Source organism: Psychrobacter aquaticus CMS 56 (genome assembly GCF_000471625.1).
In the GTDB taxonomy this organism is placed as follows: Bacteria; Pseudomonadota; Gammaproteobacteria; order Pseudomonadales; family Moraxellaceae; genus Psychrobacter; species Psychrobacter aquaticus.
Window position 1 is genome coordinate 1 of the sequence record NZ_AUSW01000016.1, and the last position, 24,411, is coordinate 24,411.

Genomic DNA, 24,411 nt, shown 5'->3' on the forward strand with positions numbered 1-24,411 from the left:
TAAGTATAAATCAGGGAGTGTGGAGCTTGCTACAGTCACTGGAATTCAACCCCATTGTCTTTTCGTTGAATTTGACGTATTCACTGGCTATATTCAAAGAAAAAAATGTCTAGATTTTAATAGTTATATTGATGATGTTATGGAAAATGGAGACCTGATTACAGTCGAAATATTAGGCTACAATAAAAAACATAGAAAATTTGATGTGATAATAGATAGTATTTAAAAAGATTAGATCATTTTAATCTTGAGTAATAAATTGATTTTCTTTGACTCTTAAAATAAAAAACCGCCACAGCAAAACTATGGCGGTTTTTTATTGTTCAAAATATTTTAACTTCTATAGCGCCCACAGCGATTGATACTGCTCATCAGTCAACGTCACGATATCGATCTCTGCCAGCATCTCGCGCAGTTCTTGCCACTTATCTGCATCAGGCTTGATGGGTGTGATCAACCTGCCAAGCGTATTATCGATAATGGCATCCATCAACGCATCCGCCTCGGTTTTACTGTAGTCGTAATACATACGCTGAGCCTTGTCTGGCTCATTTTTGCACAGCTCAGTCATCTGGTTGGTCACTTGGATAAAGGTATCTATCGCGTCTTTTTTCGCGCTATAGATATCATCGGTCGTTAGGATTTCTAACGCGGAAAAGTTGGGGTAGGGTGACAGATGCTGATCGATAAACTCAAAATCCATGCCTTCATGGGTCGCTTCCACGCCTTCAAAATTATAAAAGCATAGCCATGCGCCATCTAGGCTGGGGTCTTGTTGTAGGTTTTTTATATGATAAAAGCCTTTTTGCACAAAGGTCACATGTTCGCGATTGATACTAAAGCCGTTTTTCTTCGCATAGCGAGCCAAAATCTCAAAGCCAATACGATTGGTTTTTTCCTCAGCGGCAGGGGTACAAATGCGAATCGGTTGATTGTTTTTTAGCTTGTCCATACTGGCGCGTTGCATCAGTATGCCTCCATCTGTCTCAAAAAAGCATCCCAGCGCACGCAAATTAGGCGCGTAATGTTCAAACAGATGAATCGGCTCATTCACATGTAGATCAATCGTTTGGTTCTGCAATTCAGCAAATCCATCATAATGGTCATCTGGTTCGATAATGGTTATATCAAGCCCTGCTTGCTCATACGCGCCCGTGGTCACACCAGCAATAAAGGGCAGGTGATCAGGGTTCAAAAACCATTCGAGGGTCAAAGTAAGGGTGGTGGTCGGCTGCATGGTTGTTTCCTACGTCAGTGCTAACTGCTTCAGGTTCACGGGTGTTTCTCAGCAATGGTTTTTGACGGTTTTAAATAGTCAAAAGCAAAGTACCCCGACAAGTTTGAGTGGTGTTGCATTATATTTGATTGCTACTGCGTCATCATAGACGACCTGCGAGAGGTAATGCAAGGTTTTGGATGAGTCAGTAAATTGACGATAAATAGCTAAAAGAAGCACGCGAGATAGGATTGATAAAGATATAAATATGCCAAATTTATTGTTACTAAAAGAAAAACCGCTCCAGCAATGACTGTGAGCGGTTTTTTTAAATATCAGCCAATTAAAAATAATTACTCAGCGTATAAAGGAGAAAGGATACCTTTATAAGCCAACCTCTCGTTTACAGGCATTTTAAACACTTGACCGGTAAAGGGAGTAGATTTAGCCCAATCAACGGTATTGGTCGTCAGATCAACCAAGTAAAGGTGATGAAACTGCCCTTGCTGCGGTGTTACAAAGCCAGTGCCGCCAGTCGCGACTGCTGTGGTGACACCCATTGCCATAGAGTAGCCAAATGACGGCTTACTACCGGTAACCATTGAAACAAATACTTTATCAGTGCCTTCGATTTCTTTGAGCGTCTCTAATGTGGTTTTATCCAAACCCAAGTCAACACTATTGCCCTTTGCTTGGTCGATTTCTTTTCTTTTATCTTGAGCAAACGCTTTTAGCAGTGTTAAATAAGTCTGGTTGGTTGCCTGATTGAGGTTGTTCGTAGAGCTCAGCAAAGGATAAGCTGCATTGAGCTCGTCTTTTGCATCGGCAGTCGCCAATATATCCATCTTGGTCAATGCTTCTTTGGAGAGTGCACCACACACAAACGGTGCCGTAGTACGAGACACTTTCAGCGATTTTTCGCTCAGAGCTTCTTCTACGGTTGCCATCATAGCAAGCGAGGTAAGATTAGATTGTTCATACAAGACGTCATTTTTACCCATTTCTACTCTAATGAGGCAACCATCACTAATGATGCTCACAGGTTGAGACTTTAGGTTTTGCTGTGTCTTATCATAAGCAGAGCGCGCCTCAGGACTGGTAGTAGTCGCACAACCACTAAACACAGTCATGGCAGCCAGTGCTAAAGGTAACGTTAGAGTTTTGGCTGATAAAATATTGAACAATGAGGTCATAAATGTCCTTAGAAACAGCAGAAAAATAAAAGTGATAAATGGTTCAGCACAATAGTTTGGCAGACTGTAGATTATGCATCAGTTTTTACAATACACCTACTAAAAGTTTGTCTAAATAAACATTCAGTATCGTAACGCTAACGTTTCACCTGTGAAAAATGGCTTTATGTTAAATAAGAGACAGAAAAGAGCAAAAATAGTCTTGTGCCGTTTTCATCGGTATTGCATTCTTATTTATCTATATAAGCAGCCTTCTTTATAAAAAAATGTAGTGACTAAACTTCTATTATCTAACTCACCAAGCGACACCATTGTTATGAGCTCAAACAAAAAAGCATTTTATTATCGCCCGAAGACCAATCAATCAAAGAGTCCGACGGTACGTTGGATGTTCGTGATACTTGGCTGGGTATTTTTTGTATTGGGCATCATTGGCGTGTTGTTGCCAGTCATGCCGACCGCACCTTTTATACTACTCGCAGCTGGTTGCTGGGCGCGTAGCTCACGGCGCTTTCATTTTTGGCTGATCAACCATAAATATTTTGGGAAGTTTGTGCGCGATTGGGAAAACAATCATGCAGTGCCCCTTTATGCCAAGTGTTTGGCAACAATAATGATGACTATATCGACAGCCATGTTATTTTATCGTCTACCAACCGATATGATATGGGTGGCATGGCTGGTAGCCCTGGTATGTAGTGGGGTAGCCATCTATTTGTTTCGTCTGCCAAATGCCTAAAAATCCTGCAATTCAAACAAAAAACAGTAAAAAATGGGCTTCAGTTACACGAAATATAAGATAATACTTGCGATATTGGAATTAGCTCCCTATAATACACCCAAGCTTAAGAGCAGTTCTGCACCAAATCATTACCTCGTAGTATTAGTTATAATCCTTCGTTTTAATATTTATCGTTCAGTAGCTATTTGCAAGCGTTACCGGTCACTAGACCATTAATAAATTAAAAAGTAGGATTATCAATATGTCAGATACTCAAAAAGGTACAGTTAAGTGGTTCAACGAAGCTAAAGGCTTTGGTTTTATCGCTCCAGAAACTGGCGCAGACGTTTTTGCTCATTACAGCGAAATCACTGGTTCAGGTTTCAAAACTTTGGCTGAAGGCCAAGAAGTTGAGTTCACTGTAACTCAAGGTCAAAAAGGCCCACAAGCTCATAACATCGTTGCTATCTAATTTGTCTTTATAGACAATTAGAGCAAGATGAATAAAGGAACGAACCTAAGGGTTCGTTTTTTTTCGTCTAAAATTTGATACGAGCCATCGAATATAGTCAGATCAATAGGTAATCCTTCCAATAAATAACAATAAGCAGGGCATTGCGATTGATTTCTTTTAGTCATTTGCAATCACCCAATCTGCTAGATCGAGCCAATTCCGATATTAATCAAACCACCACCAAGAATAAGCCAAGCAAACATAATGGCACCTAAGATAAGGGGCTTGATTCCTGCTTGTTTAATAGCGCTTAGATGGGTGGTGAGGCCAAGTGCAAACATGGCCATCGTCAGCAAAACGTCATCAAGCATGACCATACTCCGCTCAAAGCTTTGTGTCATCGGCACCCAAGTGTGCAGAAGCACGATAGCAATAAAGATAAAAGCAAACCAAGGTACTTGGACCTGTTGAATACGCGTCATGATCGAAGGTTTATTACCCTCATTGTCATTGCCTGTGGTTAAAGCAAAAGACAGCACCAGTAAAAAGGGTGCAAGCATCATCACCCGTATCATCTTGGTGACTACGGCAGTATTACCAACGTCGGCATTGATAGCATTACCAGCTACCACCACTTGCGCCACTTCATGAATTGTTGAACCCGTATAAATACCGTACTGCTGCGCATTTAGCCAAGGTTGCAGCCAGCCTAGATGATATAAGAAAGGATAGAGCAGCATCGCAACTGTGCCAAAGACCACCACCGTTGCTACAGCGATAGTCACTTTGTGCGCTTCTGCTTTGATTACTGGTTCTGCGGCGATTACTGCTGCTGCCCCGCAAATACTCGCGCCTGAACCAATGAGCAATGTTGTTTGCTTATCGACTTTTAACCACTTTGTACCCAACCAATAAGTCAGTAAAAAAGTCGAGGTCAGTACCAGTGCATCCGTCATAATCGCAGGCATACCCACGCTCGATACTTGCGTCAATGTCAGTTTAAAGCCATAAAACATAATGGCGAGGCGCAGTATTTGACCTTTGGCAAATGACACACCCATATCTAAGCGGTGAGCGAAAGTAGGATAAGCCGTGTTGCCCAATATCATACCGAGCAAAATCGCCAAAGTCAGAGAAGACAGGCCGACAATGCGTCCATCGGTCCAAGTATCTAAGCTCACGTCAAGCCACAAACAAAACAAGCTGCCGATAAATACCACCATTAACCCTGCTAAATGGCGATTACTCGGGCAGTAATCATGAATGGTTTGGCTCAAGGCTTGCATGACTGGTTGTCCTATCATTTATAATCGAGATAAGCATAAGCTTATGATTGGACAGTATAAGACACCATTGGTTATAATAAAAACAGATTAATAAGATAGAAATTATCGATTTTTTGGGTTAACTGATTATTATAGAGTGTTAAAAACATCATGAAAAAAGCCATGCCGATGCTACCGAAGATCACACTCAAACAGTTGTCTGTTTTTGTCAGTATCTACCAGACGGGCAGCACCAGTCGAGCCAGTGAAGCGCTGCATCTGTCACAATCAGCGGTCAGTAGCGCCTTGACTGAATTAGAATCAAGGCTACAGATGCCATTGTTTGAGCGGGTCGGACGTCGGCTCAATCAACATCCCAATGCGCATCCCATCTATGTACAAGCGCAAGCGATTTTGGGGCAAGCACTGACATTGGAGCATTATCATCAATATCAAGTAGGGCAAATTCGTATTGGTGCAAGTACGACCATTGGTAACTATGTATTGCCTTCCTTACTGGCAAGACTGTATGAAGCGCTACCAGATGCAAATGTCGATCTGTATATTGCCAATACGCAAGAGGTGGTGAGCGAGGTTGAGCAATTAAATATCGATATTGCTTTGGTAGAAGGCACGCCGCGTCCGATAGATATAAAAGCCATTGAGCAGCGTGCTTGGCGCACAGATACGTTGATGATTTTTGCCAAGCGTGACAGTCAGTGGTTGGCAGATATGGCAGTGTATAACGAGTTGGATAACTGTTACGAGCTGAGCGTGAACCAACTGGCACGGTTACCATTATTGGTGCGTGAAGCGGGGTCGGGCACACGGCAAATTATCGATGAGCAGTTGCTCAAGCATTTACCCAATGCGGAAGTGATTAAAGCGATACAACAGTCGGAGGCGATCAAACATATGGTCAGTGCCGATATTGGTCTTGGTTGCCTCTCGCAGCATGTTATTGAGATGGAGCTTGCGGCAGGGAAATTAGTACAAGTCAAAGTGGCCGGTATTGATCTGTCACGGACATGGTGGTTAATTTGGCACAAAGCGCGTCATCAAACTCCCATATGGCAGATGTTTATTGATATTTTGGCAAAAGTATAAGCACCAAAAAAACTGCAATAAAAAACGTCCCATGAGCAGATGTGCTATGGGACGTTTGGTAAAATCATATATCTTATTTAAGCTACTTGGTGACGGGTTTATCGAGTCTCACCACCAAGCTGTCGCAAGGTACGTTTGGCAAAATATTATCTGCTGTAGCACCGCTTAACCATGCAACAAGGCCATGACGTTCGTGACGACCGATAACCAGTAAATCAACGTCATGCTTGTGGCAGTAGTTGACGATACCTTCGCTATTAGAGATGGCGGTGGTCACTTCAGAATTGACCGCGTGTAAGTCGTTGCGCTCCAAAAACTGCGCTAACTTGGCACGCGCTTCTTGGCAACGCTCGTCATCTATTTGATCGTATAAACTTGACGCTGGCACCAGCTCATAGCCGAAGCCAACCATGGTGTCTTTCACAATATGTAATACCGATAATTTGGCGTTAGGACGATTTTCGACGATACGTTTGGCTTTTTGGGCGACCAAATCAGCATCGGACATTAAATCGGTGACCAATAAAATATGTTGGTAACTCATGAGCTGCTCCTGATGACAGATGATTCTAACTATAGCACTACTGATAGCCACTGTTAAGTAACATCATTAAACCATTGTAAATGAATGAAGATTTGCTGGCACAAAGGTTTGACTCATTTAAGGATCAGGCTTTCTTGCTTATCTTCTATGGTTTGCCTTGACTTATCGAACGCTTAGCCCCATCTACTACCGTTAGGCAAATTCCTATTGATTGATTGAGCATTGCCATGAAATATGTAGCTATTAAATAAGAATATTACCCAAAATTATCCAAAAAGTCTTTGTACATTGATTGATATCGATGACTGATAAAACGACTTATTTTGTATCCACTACTTTATACACTATTGGTTTTTATCCAAGTAAATCAGATGATATGTGATTTTAATGAAGCATTACGCTTATCTTTACTGGGTCAAAAACGCTTTATAAGGAACACTATGACTGACACGCTATTTACTGCCGACTTAACCCTACATCCAGCGTTTGAGCTGATTGAACATCGCCATATTGAGGCGCTGTCAATGGACGTGTTGATCAGTCAGCATGTTAAGACAGGCGCAATGCATTATCATTTGGCACATCCAAGTGATGAAAATGCTTTTTTGGTGGGCTTTCGTACCCAACCTATGGATTCAAAGGGTGAGGCGCACATTTTAGAGCACGTGGCTTTGTGTGGTTCTAAAAAATTCCCCGTCCGTGACCCGTTTTTTTCGATGATTAAGCGCTCGCTCAATACCTTTATGAATGCGATGACCGCCGCTGATTGGACGGCATATCCGTATGCCACGCAAAACAAAAACGATTACTTTAATTTATTGGCAGTGTATCTTGACGCCTCATTTTTCCCCAATATCCATCCGCTCGACTTTGCCCAAGAAGGCATCCGTGTAGAGCTGGACAGCGACGACAAGCCGCAGTTTAAAGGAATCGTCTTTAATGAGATGAAAGGCGCGATGAGCGGTGAGATTGACCAGCTGTATCATGCTGTTGCTCATCATTTATTCCCAACGACCACTTATCATTATAATTCTGGTGGTGATCCTGCTGATATTCCAGATTTGACACATCATGAATTGGTTGAGTTTCATCAAAGCCATTATCATCCGTCCAACAGCGTGATTATGAGCTTTGGTAATATTCCAGTCGCTGAGACGCAGGCGAAAATACATGACGATGCCTTGATTCAGTTTGAGGCGGGCAAAAAACACGTATCGCGCCCAGAGCAGCGTCTGTCTGCGCCTATTAGCGCCACTGACACTTATACCGCTGACGAAGCGGGTCCAGACCAAACTCATCATGTAGTGGCCTGGTTGTTGCCTACTATTACCGATCCAAAGCAGCGTTTGGCACTGCGTTTGCTCGAAGGCGTATTGATTGAGCATGCGGGCTCGCCGTTGCGGGCTTATTTGGACAGCCATCCGCTAGGCAAAGCGCCAAGTCCGCTGCTTGGACTGGATGACAGTCATTATGAAATGGTCTTTTATACCGGATTGCGTGGCTCCAATCCTGAACATGCTGAAGCAGTAGAGCAAGGCATTATAGATTTGCTCACTGATGTTGCAAGTTCACCAGTCGATGATGAAACCATCGAAACCATTTTGCATCAGATAGAAATTGATCAGCGTCATATTGGCGGCGATAGTATTCCCTATGGTTTGAACTTGATGTTAGAGGGCTTTAGCACGGCTATTCATGATGGCAATCCGATTGATGTTTGGGAAGTCGATGAGCATTTGCAATGGCTTCGCGAACAAGTCGTTGACGAACAATGGCTGCCCAATTTAATCAAGACCCACTTGCTTGAAAACAACCACCGTGTGCGTGTTACTTTGACACCAGACAGTGAAAAAACCGCTCGTCTTGCCGCTGCTGAGCAGACACGTTTAGATACCATTGCCATGGACTTGACGGCTGACGATAAAGATATCCTTCATAAGCAAGCGTTGGATTTGGAGGCACGCCAAGCGGCGCCAGATGATTTAAGCTTATTACCAAAAGTAGGTTTAGAAGATGTACCGACGGATATTAGCTTTAAACAAGGCACGCAAAAAACGGTGCGTTTAAGCGGACAGGACAGCATCTTATTTGAGTATGAAGCAGGCACCAATGGTATCTACTATTATCAAGTAATTGTACCGTTGACTGATGCAATTGGTAAAAATGTAAGTGACCAACTACCAGTTAATGAGGTGATTAATCATCCTTTATTACCTATTTATCTGAGTTTATTATCAGAATTGGGTACAGATTCGCTCAGTGCTCATGAGATGCAAGCCAAGCAAGCAGCGCATTCTTCAGGGGTGACGGCGCGTATCAGTCAACGTACCAATGTTGATGACAGCCAGTCTATTAGCAGTTACTTTGTGGTGGCCACGCGGGCGCTGAACCGTAAGCCTGAAGCGATTGATTTGCTCAAAGAAGTCATGGAGCATAGCGTCTTTAGTGAGCATGATCGTATCAAAGAGATTTTGCAGCAGCGTCAAGCCAGTTGGCAATCAAACCTTGCGGGTTCTGGGCATTCCTACGCCATGCAAACGGCCAGTCGCGGCATGAGTCGTCAAGCGCAGCTAGAATATGTGCGCAGTGGTCTGCCTGCATTGAACGCGCTAAAAGATTTTTTAACGCATGCCAGTACGGCTGATGCGCAGTGGGATCAACTAGCGACGGGTTTGATGGATTTACATCAACGCCTGATTAGTTTGCCTAAACACGCCGTTATTATTTGTGAAGCGGAACAAACTGAACGTTTGAGCAATTTGATTGTGGATAGCTGGCAAGACAGTCGTGCTTTAGAGCTTGCTGAAAAATTAAGCAACACAGATACAGATATTGACGCAAATATCCCCAGTGAGTTTGCAGATTTATTGTTAGATTTGTCTCTGAATGGTGAAAAAGAAACAGCTCAAACCGAAGAAGGTGGGGCAGTAGAGGTCGAGGATTTAGCATGGTTGGTGCCAACCAATGTCTATCATAACGCCAGTGCTTATACTGTACCGGCGGCTGACCATCCTGATACCGCAGCACTGATGGTATTAGCGCCTTATCTACGTAATGGCTATTTGCACAGTGCCATTCGTGAGCGCGGCGGTGCTTATGGCGGCGGTGCAGGTTACGATGCCAATGCGTGTGCCTTTAAGTTCTTTAGCTACCGTGATCCGCAGTGTACAGAGACCTTTGCCCACTTTGATGCCAGTATCGAATGGTTGTTAAATGATCCGCAAACGGATGAACAGTTAGAAGAAGCCATCTTAGGTATTATCTCGGGTATGGACAAACCAGGTTCGCCAGCAGGTGAGGCGATCAAAGCGTGCTTTGCTGACTTGCATCATCGCGGTGCGGACTGGCAGCGTAAAATGCGCGCGGCAATCTTAGCAGTGACGGTTGCAGATTTACAGCGCGTTGCTAAGCAGTACTTGCAAGGGCAAAATCATGTGCGTGCCGTCTTAGCACCGTATGATAAAGAAGCGGATGTAACAGCCCTTGGCTTTAGTATTTGCAAAATTAAAAGCTAAAGGTTAAAGACGGTTTACCCATTTAACTTAGATATAAAAAAACCGCCGCTTTCAATGGAAGCGGCGGTTTTTATGTTTTATCCTTGGGTTTACTCATTGTGTAAAAGGTATCAGTAACGCTTAATACTTTGGTCTTTGCCGATGTAGTCTTGATGAACTGGGAACTGATCGTGACTATCGAACTGTTTGCGGTCTTCAAAATAGCTTTTTAAGGTACGACGTACCGCTTCAAAGGCAATCTCATCCCACGGAATGTCTTCTTCTTTAAATAAAGCCGAGTCAAGGCTCTCAGCGCCAATACCATAAGCACCGTCTTTTAGCTCAGTTATATAGATACTGTAGATTTGGCCAATATCAGGAATGTCATATAAGCAGTATAAATGGGGATTGAGAACGACCGCTTCGGCTTCTTCATAGCACTCACGCGCCGCACCCTCCGCCATGGTTTCGCCATTTTCCATAAAACCTGCTGGCAGCGTCCAAAGTCCGTACTGCGGCTCGATGGCACGGCGACAGAGCAGCACTCTGTTTTCATGAATAACGAGCGAGCCACAAATCACTTTTGGGTTTTCATAATGAATGTAGTGGCAATTTGGACAAACCAAACGCGGCATATTATCCGTGGCTGGTATTTTATACTCTGCTTCGTGCCCGCATTCTAGACAATAGCGCATATCAACTGCCTTATATAATGATAAAGGAAAATAAAAGTATTTTAAAAATTATCGTTCTGATGCTATGAGGATAGCATGGCGGTGACCAACGCCTGTTTTATCGGGTGATAGGTCTTAAGTTTAAGATAACACAAATCATCATCGCACTGATAATGATGATAAAAACAGCACAAGTTTACAAGATTAAGGGCTGATGTTTTTTCTTATACGAGTAAGCAAACCAGACAGTACGTATCAGTCCCACAAAGTCTATACAGTTGTAGCCAGATTGCGCTATGCTAGTGCTTGTCATCAATTAGGGCGTGTTGAACATTGATAAAAACACAAGGTAACTATAATGCTACTTCCCCCGCAATCTATCAGTTTTGATGAATTTTCAGTCGCTGTGCCCACGTTTATTCGTTATCCTACGCTCAGAAAGTTGGCTGAACAGGTACAGCATGAGACATTAAATGCTATTACCAGTCCAGCATTATATGACACAGACCACACTTCTCGTAGTGCCCGTATCTTAGACAGTCTCTATCAGACGCCGATTGCAGATGCGTCAGTCCTAGTGGCTATTACTCATGAGCGCCATCCTAAACTATTACTGACGCGCCGTGCTGCGCATATGAATAGCCATGCTGGTGAGGTCTCCTGTGTCGGTGGTAAATATGACATAAGCGATGGCAATAATGTCATTACTGCCTTGCGTGAAGCCTGTGAAGAGACAGCGCTGCCACCCAATAAAGTTCAATTGCTCGGTCAACTACCCATACAAATGTCCAAAAGTGGCATGAGTGTGCGCCCCATTGTTGCGCTCATTGCGCCAGACTTGATATTGGTGCCCGAACTGGGAGAGATATCGCGCATATTTTGGGCAGACTTTGAGTCGTTGCTCACTCAGCCTACCGTAGAGTATGAGGTAGAATATACAATGCAAGACCAGACCGCGACCTTGCTCACCCCCAGCTGGCAAGTTGATGGTGAGACAGTATGGGGTCTGACAGGGCGAGTTATTGCCAGCTTACTAGAAACGGGCTTTGATCGGCAGCTTGAATGGTATTACCGCATACAAAATACCCGATTGTAGATTATTTTTTAGGTATATCCTGTTTGAGTATTTGCATCTATTGATAATAGTCATCATTTTTCTTTAGCCACCAGTTCATGTTGTCTTGGCGCTTAGCACGGAACGCTTCTAATTTTCTGTCAACGATTTGATTGTGCTGCCGCGCGGTATCAAGCGCAAACAAGATCGGCACTGAGGACAACACACCAAAGCGTATTTTAGATTTTGGTAAATCCAGTCCGTCGCCAATATCATCACCGACTAGCGTACGCGTCACACTAGCGTTGACCATCTCAACGAAACGTCCACGGCGATTGTCCTCACCCATGAGCTGACGCGGTAAATCGTGCAAAGCTTTTGCCAATGGCTGTCCCATTTTAAAATCAAGCTGCTGAATGGACAAATATGTATAGAGCCACTCCCAACACGCCGCTTCATCTTTTGGTAAGCGCTGCAAATCAACGCCCATCCAATAACTGGCAAGATTCCAAAGGTGCAGAATACCTTCTGCTTCTTCTGTACTAATGCGTGCTCCAAGCAGTCTTAACCCGCGCATAATTAACAATGAAAACTGCAAATGCGTGGCAATCATATCAGTTTGATTAATGGGTACGCCCCAATAGGCCGTATTCCAGCTGCCATCAGCATTGTGGTGTTGATCAATATCTCCTATGACGCTTGTAGCAGCATTGCCTTTTCCTTTGAGAAGATTTTGTCGTACCAAGGTATGAATTTGACGTACCTTGATAGATTGTCGCCAGCCTTCAGAGCCAATGGCCAATACTTGATCAATAGGTTGGTGATTATTGCGCACGCTCATATTTGACTGTGGGTGCTCAGAGACGGCTAAAATATAAGCATAAGTACGCATCAGCCGCGGCAAGGCATCGTGCATCAGCGCGCCTGTCTGAATGAGTGGCAGCGATAAGGCTGGGATGCTATAGCCTGCCATTAGAGCGACGTTACGTAGTAGCCAAATCAGCATCAGTGGATAACGTCGATAAGCGATCGCGCCAATTTGTGCCAGCTTGGGATCGAACCAAGTCGGTTGCCGACTGAATTGCTCAATTAATGCACTAAAATCTGGATTGTTTTGAAGGACATTATCGACATTGCTGCTGATAATAATCTGCTGTAAAGGCTTTGCAAAACGAATGCCTTCAGTGGCCAACGTATCTGCAAGCGGATCACCAATATCATAACCTGCGACCATCTCATTTAACAAATCTTGCGAGATGACAAAGTCTTTTGGCAATAAATACCGTTTGATCCGTTTTAACACTTGTAGATCGCTATGATCGTCAATAGCGGTAGTGCGTCCATGACGCTGACAAGCGTCTGTCGCTTGATGGTGCTGATGGTCAGTTAAGATACTTGTGAGATTGGTATTGTTCTTATCCATATTCATCAAGTACTCTCATGATTAGACGCTAAATTTAGATTAATGCCTTTGCTGTTGGGTATCTTATAATCATGAGCGACTTATTGGCTGAAGCGCTTATAAGTCGCTCATCATATCATCAATGCGGGCGAGTTAAGTCCACTGATGTACCGCTAGCATCATCTTTTAGGCTAAGTTTCAGCATGATGTAACCTGCTATACCAGAGACGATTGAACCCATGATGATACCTAGACGCTCATCGAACAGGGTGTTATCACCCGCAAATGCCAAGCCACCGATGAATAAGCTCATCGTGAAGCCCACACCGCACAATAAAGCGGCGCCGTATATTTGCTTATAATTCATACCTCTTGGCATGGTCGAGATGCCAAGTTTAAAGATCAACCAACACATAAACATGATGCCCAATTGTTTTCCGATAAACAAACCTGCGGCAATACCAAGCGGTACTGAATGGAATAATTCAGCCACACCTGCGCCTTCGAGCGATATACCAGAGTTTGCGAAAGCGAATAACGGCAAAATACCAAAGGCTACGGTATTGTGTAAATCATGCTCCAGCTCTTCAACTGGAGAGTGCTCAGGGTCAGTACGGTCAAACATGGGGATAAACAGTGCTAAGACTACCCCGGCTAACGTTGCATGGATACCGGATTTTAGTACCGCAATCCACATAATCAAACCAATGAGCAGATAAGGCGTGATGCTGGTGACGTTACGACGATTCAGAAGATATAAAGCTGGCAGACATAGACCTGCTATCGCTAACGATTCTAATGACAACTCGCTGGTATAAAACAGCGCGATGATTAAAATGGCGCCAATATCATCAAAAATGGCAATGGATACCAAAAACACTTTTAAGGAGTTGGGAACACGGTTACCGAGCAAGCTCAAGATACCGAGTGCAAACGCAATATCAGTCGCCGCTGGAATGGCCCAGCCTTTCCAAAACTCAGGCTCATTATAGTTAAAAAGTAGATAGACAGCTGCCGGCATAATCATGCCACCTACTGCCGCGCCAGCTGGTAGTATGATTTGTTTGACGTTAGACAGCTCGCCGATCAACACCTCACGCTTAAGCTCAAGCCCAACTAAGAAAAAGAATATTGCCATCAGACCATCGTTGATCCAGTGGTGTGCATCTTTAGCAATCGCGAAGTCACCGATCTGAACGGCAACGGGTGCGTGGATAAATCCTTCGTACCAAACATTAAGAGGGGAGTTAGCAATAATCATCGCAGCAACGGCAGCCAATGCTAAGACGATACCGCCTGCTGCCTCAAATTCAAAAAATGCCTTAATCCTTCGTATTGCCATATCATCCTCATTTACTAAGTACAATGTATTAAATAACCTCAAATATCTATGTTATTGCCGATAACAATACAGCAAATAGACAGGAACAGTTTCTCATACTCTTATTACTATAGACAAGAAAATACGTCAACTCAAAGTCATGAGCCTAGCTTGTCGTATGAATAGCAACGATATTATAAAGGTAATATAAGAGCTAACGTAGTTACAAGTCGTTAAGTCTACCTATGCAAGCCCTGTTTATTTTGAAGAATTAATTGAGTTATTAACCAAATTTAGCAGACTTTTTTACGTTTTCGGCTTTTTTTAGGTTTTTGTCTTTATAATGGCTCATGTTACGTAATGCTCGATTATCTTTCTATAGTTGAAATACTTTAAAGTCGCTACCGTACTGCTGGTGTAAATTTTTTGCAGCCTCTGTCTGCACAGGCACAGCAAGCAAGAAAAATTTGCACCAGCAGTACGTGTTGTATCGATATTACTTTTCACCGACTATAGCATGTGTCAAAAATCTCAAAGCTTGACCAATAATGACTACTTTAGTCTGCCTCTTTCAGGCTTATCTTTTTCTATCATAAATTTTGTAGGTCAGCGTTATGGACTTATCCCTCTCTTTAGAAGTTATTTTAATGCTTACCGTTGTGGCAGCGCTGGCTGGTTTTATTGATGCCATTGCCGGTGGCGGCGGTTTATTAACCATACCAGCACTGCTGCTTGCCAATGTGCCGCCCGTCTTGACGCTAGGCACCAATAAGTTACAAGCAGCCTCAGGTGCGCTTGCTGCGTCGATTACCATGATTAGAAAAGGCGTTATCAAGCCTCAGCGTATTAAAGTCGCTATTATTACCGCTTTTATCGGCTCGGTAATCGGAACAATCGCCGTACAGATGTCACCGCCAGATCTGCTCGAAAAACTGATTCCATTTTTGATTGCAGCCATTGGTATTTATACGTTGTTTGCACCCAAACTTGGCGAAGTAGAAGCCGCGCCGCGTATTTCAGAAGGGACATGGCAAAAAGTGGCTTCACCATTAATTGGTTTTTATGATGGCTATATTGGTCCCGGAACCGGAATGTTCTTTGCGCTTGGCAATGTGGCGTTACGCGGTCGGCAAATTGTTGAAGCGACAGGCGCTGCCAAGGTACTGAACTTGTCTACCAATATTGGTTCGTTGATATTTTTTATCCTAGGTGGCAATGTCTTGTGGAAAGTAGGGCTAGCAATGATGGTTGGACAAGCGATAGGGGCGTATTTTGGTTCCCATATGGTGGTTAAAGGCGGTAGCAAACTGATTCGACCATTGATTGTACTGGTATGCTTGGCGATGATAACCAAGTACGTTATGGGGTAATGCCGTTAATTATATTCGATGAAAAGTAATATCGATACAACACGTATTGCTGGTGCAAATTTTTCTTGCTTGCTGTGCCTGCGCAGACAGAGGCTGCAAAAAATTTACACCAGCAATACTGTAGCGACTTTAAAGTAGTTCAACTATATAAAGTGGCGTTAAGCGATAGCAATGAGCGACGATATGTTCATCTTATCGACAAAAAAACCTCAGCCCATGAAATTATGTGACTGAGGTTTTTTTATCGATAGGTATTTAATATAAATTATTAGCGCCGACGATCGACATCATCGTACTCACTACCCATTACACCATCACTGAAGACTTCAGAAAACTCACGCTCATTGTTTTCATCGATATGACCATCGAATACGTCTTTAGTGCCCGCATCAGGATCGTTATAAATAGCGATATCCATTTTATTTTCTGATTTTGCCACAATCGCAGTTACTGCTGCATCGCCACCGACGTTCACTGCAGTACGTAACATATCAAGGATACGATCCACACCCAATATTAAACCAATACCTTCGATAGGTAAGCCGACTTGGGCAAACACCATGGACAACATAATCAAACCAACGCCAGGGACACCAGCGGTGCCGATAGAGGCCAACACTGACATAAGAATAACGACCAGATAGTCGGTCACGCTCAAATCGATGCCATAAATATTGGCAATGAAAATGGTCGCTGTTCCTTGCATGATAGCCGTACCATCCATGTTGATGGTTGCGCCAAAAGGAACCGTAAACGAAGCAACTGAGTTATCAACGCCCATGCGCTTGGTGACGGTACGCAAGGTAATAGGAATCGTCGCATTCGAGCTTGACGTACTAAACGCAAAAATTTGTACTTCGCGCATTTTTACCAAAAAAGTCTTGATAGATAAGCCTGAAAAAAGCTTGAGTACAATCATCATGGTAATGAAAAAGTGGAAAGCCAGTGAGCCAACCAACACAGCAACATAACCAAGTAATGACCAGATAAGGTCTAAGCCAAGCTCAGCCATGGCTTTGGTCAAAAGGGCAAAAACACCGTATGGTGCAAGGTTCATAATGATGGTCACCATTTTTAGGATGACTTCATTAATCAGCTCTAAACTTTGTACCAAGCCTTTGGCAGGCTTACCCACCATCAAAATACTGATACCGATTAAGATAGCAAAGAAAATAATCGACAGCATGTCGCCGTTCGCCATCGCGCTGATGGGATTTGAGGGAATGATATTAGAGAATACATCCAGTAGCGGCGGTGCAGATTCAGCTTCAAATGCCGCTTCCGTTTCGATATCCATGCCTTTACCGATACCAAATACAATACCAAGCCCAATCGCGGTAGCAATGGCTAATGCGGTTGTCATCATGTAGATAAAAAACGTCTTGCTCCCAATACGACCAAGCAAGCGAATATCACCAATACCGCAAACCCCGCAAATCAACGAGATAAGTACTAAGGGAACCACTAACATTTTTAGTGAGTTAACAAACAACTTGCCAACAATAGCGAGAAAACCGTTGGTAATATACGTATGAACAAAACCACCTTCAGCGTTTAGTCCTGAATAGTTTATAAATAAACCGAGTATGATACCGATCACCATGGCAACAATGATCTTGCCTGTCAGTCCCATGTTTTTCCACATAAACTATATCCTTTTGTACGCAATGCCAAGTATCAGACTGACGCAACATATCGATAATTGCTGCTTCTATCCTTGATTTTGTTGCGTTTATGAATTTTTTCAGGCATTTTGTGCCAATTTCCCGCACAATATAAAATAATTGTTAAGGATACTGCAACGTTTTTTTATAATTTACCAAAAAAATCGTAAGATTTCGGCCATATACGCAGGGTTTTTGCGGTCAAAAAAGGTAGATACTATAAGATTTTATCTTTAATAATCATTAAATGTCTCATTCATAAATAAAAAGGCCGTCCAATTCGGACGGCCTTTTTACATCAGACGATAGGAGTATATTATGTAAGTTTTCTACTTTTAGACTTTGTCACTTTCGTCTTCGTCACGACGTAGACCGTCTTGCCACTTGGTATCAGTGGTAGAAGTTTCGTCTATAGAAGGTTTGCTAGTAGACTCTTTCGTAATGTCTGAGTGATCATGTTTTTCAGAGTTGTCTACATGCTCAGTAGCCTCAGTGCTATATTTATTCAGACTATGGTTGCTACTCATGCGCTCATTTAAATGTGTCGCGGCGTCACGATGGCGATCATCAAGCGCTTCTATTTCAGGACTAGAGTCACCAAAGTCGGTCTGAGCCTGTACTTCTTGCGCAGTGTCTTGTTCAGAGACCATTTCTACATCACCATCACTCTCATAACCGTGATTGGGATTGGCATCACCAATCTTTTGATCGGCGCTGTTGGGTGCAGCCAAGTTATCAGATGAAACGTCACTATCAGGCACGATACCGTGTTTGGCTTGCGCCTCATTTTTCAATTGTGCGTAGTCTGTCAGCTGTTGTACGGCATTCTCAAGGCTGTGAGGATTACTACGTTCTTGCGCTTTTAGTAAATGCTTATCGAATACATCTGTCAGCAGCGAATCAAAACGAAGAGCATTGTATTGAATGAGCACTTCTGCTTCTTCTTCAGTAATGTCACCTTTTTGGCTGGCATCAACCACATGATCCTCAAAAGTAAGACCTTCAAAACTGTCTTTATGTTCGGCCTTTTTGAATTTCTGCCATAAAGGTTCTATACCAATTAGCGTCTGATAGGCATTTTCCATACGCCCAGTAACATCGTCTGCATCAGTATTGTAATAAACCATAGTTTTAAGATAATCGCGGAATGGATTGGCCTCAAAATCATCCATAAAGGTATCACCCAATTGACGTTTCAGCTCGTCACTCGGTGGGGTGAAAATACGACCACTTGGGAAAGTCACAAAACTTACCACACTCGCTGCCATGCGATTTGGGAAGTTGGCAAAGAATGACAAAAACGCTTCTTGAATTGTGTAAAAGCTGTTTTTTAGTGCCACTTCCGCATGCAAGCGTTCAGATTCTGACTTTGTACCATTCTCATAAAACTGCAAAATAGCCGTCGCAATAAATAAATGCCCGTAAATATCGGCCAAGCGACCAGAGAGCATCTCTTTACGTTTTAGATCACCAGCGAGCAATCCTAATGCCATATCGGCAGTCAAAGCAAAGCCTGCACTCAAGCGATTGATATGTTTATAGTAGGGACGAGTAAAGGCATCAGCGAAGCTTGGCGCATGATTGCTGCCACCGACATAGCCTGCGACAAAGGCTTTTGCCCCGCGATTAAAGGTATAGCCCAAATGTTTAAAGAAAAGGATGTCGAACTGCTTAAGTGCGCCTTCTTTATCTTCACTTTGTAGTAGTTGCAGCTCATCAAACAGATAAGGATGGCAGCGCATTGCGCCTTGACCAAAGATCATCAGTGAGCGTGTCAAGATATTGGCACCCTCAACAGTAATAGAAACTGGAATCGCTTGATAAGGTGTTGCCAAAAAATTGCGAGGTCCCATCTGTACCGCACGACCACCAACGACATCCATACCATCATTGACCACACTACGCATGGTTTCAGTCGCATAATATTTTGCCATTGCCGTCATGACTGATGGCGTACCACCTTGATTCAGTCCACACGTCACCAGATGACGGAACGCCTCTAACATATAAGTATTGCTCGCCATACGACTGGTGGCATCCTGTACGCCTTCAAACTTACCGACCGAAATTTTGAACTGTTCGCGCACTTTGGCAAAAGCACCAACGGACAAATACGTCATTTCACTGGCTGAAGTTGATAGGGCAGGTAAGGAGATACCACGGCCAACGCCTAAGCACTCCATAAGCATACGCCAACCGCGACCTGCATTTTCAACACCACCGATGATGTAATCTAATGGGATAAAGACATCTTTACCATCGACTGTACCATTCATAAATGGCGAGCCGATTGGGTTGTGACGTGGCCCGATAATAACGCCTGTATGGCTGGCTGGCACGAGCGCACAAGTGATACCGTAATCCGTTTTTTGAGGATTGCCGAGCAACCCTTCTGGATCGTGCATCTTGAATGCTAAGCCCACAACAGTAGCGATAGGCGCCAACGTAATCCAGCGCTTGGAGAAATTCATGCGTAGGCCAAGTACTTGCTCACCTTCGTGCATGCCGTAGCAAACCACACCTGTATCAGGAATCGCCCCTGCATCGGAACCGGCCTCAGGCCCTGTTAAACCAAAGCAAGGCACTTCATCACCTTTGGCAAGCCCCGGTAGCCAACGTTGTTTTTGTTCATCTGTACCATAATGCATCAAAAGCTCACCAGGACCGAGTGAGTTCGGTACCATACAGGTGACGGCGGCGGTTGGGGAGCGCGAGGCGATTTTACTCATGACACGGCTTTGGGCATAAGAACTAAATTCTAAACCACCAAATTCTTTTGGAATAATCAGACCCAAAAAGCCATTACTCTTGATAAATTGCCACGCTTCAGGGGATAGATCTTTATCTTCATGCTGGATTTTCCATTCATCAAGCATGGCACAAAGCATTTCTACTTCATTGTCAATGAAGTTTTGTTCTTCCTCTGATAGCTTTGGATAAGGATAGCTAGCAAACGTATCCCAATTGGGCGCACCCATGAATAGCTCTTTTTCCCACCAACTGGTGCCAGCATCAAGCGCTTCACGCTCGGTATCGCTCATACTAGGCATTGCACCGCCCAACGCTTTATAAACAGGTTTGGTAATCAGGGATTGACGAATAGAAGTGACGAGCAGCACCAAACAAAGTAGCGCAATGGGTATGCCTAAAAGGAGTGACCATGGACTGATGATGGCTGTTACGATGATGGTTACAAGGGCAACCATACTGCCAGTAACACGAGATAAAGACAACAAAAAGATGGCCAAGACCACGGCTAACTGAATGATGACTGCCAAAATAAATAAGCCAATGGCCATGACTGTCTCCTTTTATGACGCCGAACTAAAAGCGTAAAGATATATGAATAAAATTCTGAATTAATATAATTGTTGTTTTAACAAGTGGTTTACTTTTTCATAGCCATATTGAAATCGCATTATTTTATGGAGACAATTTTTTAAGGCCAACCTTACAACAACAATGTTAAATGGCTAAATTTTATCAACTACTATGTTGAGTAGGCTTAAACAATAAAAGACAAAGAAAAAATAAAGTTAGCTAACAATATGTAACAGTTGTTGATAACTATCAATAGCTAAAATGCTACGCTGTGTCGATAATATGTATCGCATTTCGATGATTCATAGAATTAATGAATGGATGTTAAGTGATTAAGAGCGTCTATTAGCCAAAAGGTGCTAAGCAGCTTTCGGCATAAGATAAGGTTTCGTTACGGCCAACGATGATGTGATCGACGAGCGCTATATCTAACAAATCACAGGCTTTTTTTAGCTCATAAGTTAATAAATTATCTGCGGTAGATGGCGTCGCATTGGTATGCGGGTGATTGTGTGCAACGATTAGCTGGCTGGCTGCGTGACTCAAAGCATGACGTAGTACGTGTTTGATACAGACGGAACAAGAGGAGATGCCACCAGTAAACAGTATCTCAAAGTTTAAAAGGTTAAGCGCATTGTCCAAGCAAAGCACGGCAAAAACCTCTCGATGCTCACCGCGCAACTGCGTACTGATATAATCTTTGACCGCTTGTGAGCGTCCAAGCGCTTGGCCTGTTTTGAGCTGACTGTCTAAATATCGTGTTCCCATTTCAAGTGAAGCTAATATCTGCGAGTACTTAGCAGGCCCGATGCCATGACACGCAAGGACAATGTCTTGAGGCGCTGCCAACAGCTCTGCCAAGCTACCAAATTGCGTAATGAGATGGCGGGCAAGCTCAATGGCTGATTGTGACTGTGTGCCTGTACGTAAAAATATCGCCAAAATCTCTGCATCAGTAAGATGTACTGCGCCAAATTTCAATAGCTTTTCGCGGGGTCTATCGTCTTCATGCCAGTCTTTAATGGCCATTATCTCTCCTTGAGTAGAGGCTGATAACAAATACCTCAGTTAAATGCGGAAAATCTTACCCAATTTATCTCATAATTGTTACTATAAGCGCAATTTTATCTTTCAACTTTTTTATTGATGCCATGCTTATGTCAAATATTGTGCTTGCTATCACTGGCGGTATCGCCGCTTATAAATCTGCTATATTTGCTCGTCTTTTAATCAAGGCGGGCTTTGATGTGCGTGTCATTATGACCACAGGCGCACAAGCATTTATCACCCCTTTGACGTTGCAGGCTTTGACGGGTAATGAGGTTCATATCTCGTTACTTGATGAGCGAGCTGAGGCAGGAATGGGACATATTGAGCTGGCCAAATGGGCAGATTTAATCGTCATTGCACCAGCCTCTGCCAATACACTTGCCCGTCTGGCGATGGGTATGGCGGATGATTTGTTGACTACCGTATGTCTGGCAACGACAGCGCCTGTCATTATAGCGCCTGCAATGAATCAGCAAATGTGGGCACACCCAGCGGTGAATCTAAACGTGCAAACATTGCTGGATATGAATTATCGCATTATCCAGCCTGCAAGTGGCGAGCAAGCTTGCGGGGATGTGGGGGCAGGACGTTTACCTGAACCTGAGCAGCTATTGGCTGAGATATTGCTATTTAATGCGATGCAAACAACGCCGCAGCTATTGGCAGGCAAAAGGGTCGTAATTACCGCAGGCGCGACAGTTGAAGCCATCGATCCGGTACGCTATTTGTCCAATCACTCTACGGGCAAAATGGGCTTTGCGTTAGCACGCGCTTGTGTGGCGGCTGGGGCAGAAGTTATCTTAATCGCTGGTGGTAAGGTGGCATTGCCCACACCACTTAATGTCACACGTATTAATGTGTTGTCTGCCCAAGAAATGTTGCTTGCATCACAGCAATGTGTGGATGGCACGCATAGCGAGCTACAATATATTTTTGAAGATGATCACGACCATTCACACGATCATAGTCATGACCATCATCACTCTCATGACTGTGATTGCGATGAGGAGCAAGATGAGGAAAATACGTCTAGCGTCGATGATAGCGTGAGAGTGGCGGATATCTTTATTGCGACTGCGGCGGTGGCTGATTATCGCACCGAAGAAGCAGCTCCGCAAAAAAATCAAAAAAACGCAAGATGCTATGATGCTGAGCTTGGTCAAAAATCCTGATATTTTGGCAACTATTTCGCTTACTCATCCAGAGTTGTTTGTCGTTGGCTTTGCGGCAGAAACGCAAGACGTGGAGCGTTATGCGCGTGGTAAGCTCGTCTCTAAAAATCTCGATTTAATTGCTTGTAATGATGTCTCACGAGCAGATATTGGTTTTGCTAGTGATGACAATGCGATGCAGGTGTTCTTCTCAGATCGATACGAGAAAGAGGCGCTAACACTTGAAAAAGCAAGCAAAGATAAGATTGCTGAGCAATTAGCAAGCATCATCGGTGAGTCTATTTGGCAACGTCAAAATGGCTAGCCATGTCGTTATAAGTATGGGCGCTTAGCCTTGAATGGTGCGACAAATATGACTGAAATAATTGGTGACGATAGCGCACAGACGTTATTGCTGGTGGCAGTCTTTGCGCTGGCCTCATTGCTACACGGTATCAGCGGATTGGGTGTGACGTTGGTGACGACTACGGCGCTTGCCAGTATGTACCCGTTGCCCTATGCCATTGTGTTAACTATCCTTCCCTCTTTATTGCTCAATGCGATGACTTGGCTGGCGGGTGGCGGTCGCACTATTTGGCAAAACTTTATTTATTACGGCAGACGTTATTGGTTACTGGCGTTGACCAGTTTGCTTGGCAGTATTTTGGGCGCAAAGCTATTGTTATGGGTAGATAGTGCCTATATCTTGTTGGTATTGGCCGCTGTTATTGGTTTTTATGTGATAAGCAGCCTTCTTGGTAAGCAGATTCGCTTGCCGGATACTAAGCCTGTGCTGATCGCTGTTGGCTTTAGCGCAGGCCTTATTGGTGGCGCGACCAATGCTATGTCGACCATACTGATGATGTACTTATTGTCTGCAAGTGACGATAAAAATACGGTCGCCAAGGTCGGTAACATGTGTTATTTCTTGGGTAAAATCGCCCAAATTATCGTCTTACGCGAGCCGATTATGGCGCTGAGCAGTGGTGAGTGGCAAATCATTGTATTGTTGAGTGTTTTGTCTATCGTCGCTCTTTTAGTCGGTATTCGTCTACGTCGTTACTTACCGCAAGCACGCTTTCGTCAGCTTATTTTAGTGATTTTAACCGTGCTTGGTATCCGTGTCGGCTGGCAGGGAATTGCGGCGATTTTGTAATAAAAATACAGTTAACGATTAAATAAATTCAATACGATAGTCGCGACGATACTGATCACTATCATGGTGACGACAGGAAAATACATCCGCGTGTTGCCTGAAGTGTGTTTGATGTCACCTGGCAAATTGCCTATCCACGAAAATGCACTTGGAAATAGCAGCCAAATAACGCCGATAATCACCAGCACAATGCCCAAACCTATCAGTATCTTTGCCATGTGATATTGCCTCTTGACGTTATCAGTTAAGCGTTT

General features: G+C 43.6%; 19 protein-coding genes and 1 pseudogene. 9 read left to right on the forward strand and 11 right to left on the reverse strand.

Annotation, left to right across the window (positions count from 1 at the left end; translation table 11 throughout):
* Window positions 1-226: hypothetical protein (locus M917_RS14390; RefSeq protein ID WP_040642025.1), on the forward strand; the 226-nt coding region annotated here is incomplete at its 5' end.
* Between the two features lie 114 nt (window positions 227-340).
* On the opposite strand, the gene M917_RS04980 is transcribed toward M917_RS14390, so the two are convergent.
* Together M917_RS04980 and M917_RS04985 are read right to left on the reverse strand one after the other, a co-directional pair.
* Window positions 341-1,237: an ABC transporter substrate-binding protein gene (locus M917_RS04980; protein WP_021813686.1), complete on the reverse strand. Its 897-nt coding sequence runs from the start codon at window positions 1,235-1,237 to the stop codon at window positions 341-343.
* Between the two features lie 332 nt (window positions 1,238-1,569).
* Window positions 1,570-2,409, reverse strand: a complete 840-nt coding sequence (locus M917_RS04985; protein ID WP_021813687.1) for a hypothetical protein — start codon at window positions 2,407-2,409, stop codon at window positions 1,570-1,572.
* A gap of 316 nt (window positions 2,410-2,725) precedes the next feature.
* Here M917_RS04985 and M917_RS04990 point away from each other — a divergent pair, with 316 nt between their 5' ends.
* Both M917_RS04990 and M917_RS04995 read left to right on the forward strand, forming a co-directional pair.
* On the forward strand, window positions 2,726-3,148 hold the full coding sequence (locus M917_RS04990) for a YbaN family protein (protein WP_021813688.1): 423 nt from the start codon (window positions 2,726-2,728) through the stop codon (window positions 3,146-3,148).
* Window positions 3,149-3,392: 244 nt separating this feature from the next.
* Window positions 3,393-3,602: a cold-shock protein gene (locus tag M917_RS04995; RefSeq protein WP_010201661.1), complete on the forward strand. Its 210-nt coding sequence runs from the start codon at window positions 3,393-3,395 to the stop codon at window positions 3,600-3,602.
* 185 nt (window positions 3,603-3,787) lie between these two features.
* On the opposite strand, the gene M917_RS05000 is transcribed toward M917_RS04995, so the two are convergent.
* Window positions 3,788-4,870 (reverse strand): YeiH family protein, encoded by a 1,083-nt coding sequence (locus tag M917_RS05000; protein ID WP_021813689.1) that lies wholly within the window; start codon window positions 4,868-4,870, stop codon window positions 3,788-3,790.
* A gap of 150 nt (window positions 4,871-5,020) precedes the next feature.
* Here M917_RS05000 and M917_RS05005 point away from each other — a divergent pair, with 150 nt between their 5' ends.
* Window positions 5,021-5,956 carry a LysR substrate-binding domain-containing protein gene (locus M917_RS05005; protein ID WP_021813690.1) on the forward strand — a complete coding sequence of 312 codons (936 nt, stop codon included), beginning with the start codon at window positions 5,021-5,023 and terminating at the stop codon, window positions 5,954-5,956.
* 82 nt (window positions 5,957-6,038) lie between these two features.
* Here M917_RS05005 and M917_RS05010 read toward each other — a convergent pair whose 3' ends face one another.
* Entirely contained in the window at window positions 6,039-6,500 is a 462-nt protein-coding gene (locus M917_RS05010) for a universal stress protein (protein ID WP_021813691.1), read from the reverse strand.
* Window positions 6,501-6,940: 440 nt separating this feature from the next.
* Between M917_RS05010 and M917_RS05015 the strand changes: the two genes are divergently transcribed.
* Window positions 6,941-10,015 carry an insulinase family protein gene (locus M917_RS05015; protein WP_021813692.1) on the forward strand — a complete coding sequence of 1,025 codons (3,075 nt, stop codon included), beginning with the start codon at window positions 6,941-6,943 and terminating at the stop codon, window positions 10,013-10,015.
* 110 nt (window positions 10,016-10,125) lie between these two features.
* On the opposite strand, the gene M917_RS05020 is transcribed toward M917_RS05015, so the two are convergent.
* The gene (locus M917_RS05020) at window positions 10,126-10,689 is read right to left on the reverse strand and encodes an NUDIX hydrolase (protein WP_021813693.1); all 564 of its coding nucleotides are present in this window, start codon (window positions 10,687-10,689) and stop codon (window positions 10,126-10,128) included.
* Between the two features lie 337 nt (window positions 10,690-11,026).
* On the opposite strand from M917_RS05020, the gene M917_RS05025 reads away from it, so the two are divergent.
* Entirely contained in the window at window positions 11,027-11,764 is a 738-nt protein-coding gene (locus M917_RS05025) for an NUDIX hydrolase (protein ID WP_021813694.1), read from the forward strand.
* Window positions 11,765-11,801: 37 nt separating this feature from the next.
* Here M917_RS05025 and M917_RS05030 read toward each other — a convergent pair whose 3' ends face one another.
* Together M917_RS05030 and nhaA are read right to left on the reverse strand one after the other, a co-directional pair.
* Complete coding sequence (locus tag M917_RS05030) at window positions 11,802-13,151, reverse strand: oxygenase MpaB family protein (RefSeq protein ID WP_021813695.1); 1,350 nt, start codon at window positions 13,149-13,151, stop codon at window positions 11,802-11,804.
* Between the two features lie 112 nt (window positions 13,152-13,263).
* The gene (nhaA, locus tag M917_RS05035; protein WP_021813696.1) at window positions 13,264-14,466 is read right to left on the reverse strand and encodes a Na+/H+ antiporter NhaA; all 1,203 of its coding nucleotides are present in this window, start codon (window positions 14,464-14,466) and stop codon (window positions 13,264-13,266) included.
* A gap of 593 nt (window positions 14,467-15,059) precedes the next feature.
* Here nhaA and M917_RS05040 point away from each other — a divergent pair.
* Entirely contained in the window at window positions 15,060-15,815 is a 756-nt protein-coding gene (locus M917_RS05040; protein ID WP_021813697.1) for a TSUP family transporter, read from the forward strand.
* Window positions 15,816-16,083: 268 nt separating this feature from the next.
* Here M917_RS05040 and M917_RS05045 read toward each other — a convergent pair whose 3' ends face one another.
* The 3 genes from M917_RS05045 to radC all read right to left on the reverse strand — a co-directional run bounded on the left by M917_RS05045 (window position 16,084) and on the right by radC (window position 21,829).
* Window positions 16,084-17,460 carry a dicarboxylate/amino acid:cation symporter gene (locus tag M917_RS05045; RefSeq protein WP_021813699.1) on the reverse strand — a complete coding sequence of 459 codons (1,377 nt, stop codon included), beginning with the start codon at window positions 17,458-17,460 and terminating at the stop codon, window positions 16,084-16,086.
* A gap of 354 nt (window positions 17,461-17,814) precedes the next feature.
* Entirely contained in the window at window positions 17,815-20,778 is a 2,964-nt protein-coding gene (locus M917_RS05050; protein ID WP_021813700.1) for an acyl-CoA dehydrogenase, read from the reverse strand.
* Between the two features lie 367 nt (window positions 20,779-21,145).
* On the reverse strand, window positions 21,146-21,829 hold the full coding sequence (radC, locus tag M917_RS05055) for a RadC family protein (protein ID WP_021813701.1): 684 nt from the start codon (window positions 21,827-21,829) through the stop codon (window positions 21,146-21,148).
* A 128-nt stretch (window positions 21,830-21,957) separates the two neighbouring features.
* Between radC and coaBC the strand changes: the two are divergent.
* Window positions 21,958-23,326: pseudogene (gene coaBC, locus M917_RS05060) on the forward strand (bifunctional phosphopantothenoylcysteine decarboxylase/phosphopantothenate--cysteine ligase CoaBC).
* A gap of 48 nt (window positions 23,327-23,374) precedes the next feature.
* Window positions 23,375-24,157 (forward strand): sulfite exporter TauE/SafE family protein, encoded by a 783-nt coding sequence (locus M917_RS05065; RefSeq protein ID WP_021813704.1) that lies wholly within the window; start codon window positions 23,375-23,377, stop codon window positions 24,155-24,157.
* Window positions 24,158-24,168: 11 nt separating this feature from the next.
* Here M917_RS05065 and M917_RS05070 read toward each other — a convergent pair whose 3' ends face one another.
* Complete coding sequence (locus M917_RS05070) at window positions 24,169-24,375, reverse strand: DUF2905 domain-containing protein (RefSeq protein WP_021813705.1); 207 nt, start codon at window positions 24,373-24,375, stop codon at window positions 24,169-24,171.
* Between the last annotated feature and the right edge of the window lie 36 nt (window positions 24,376-24,411).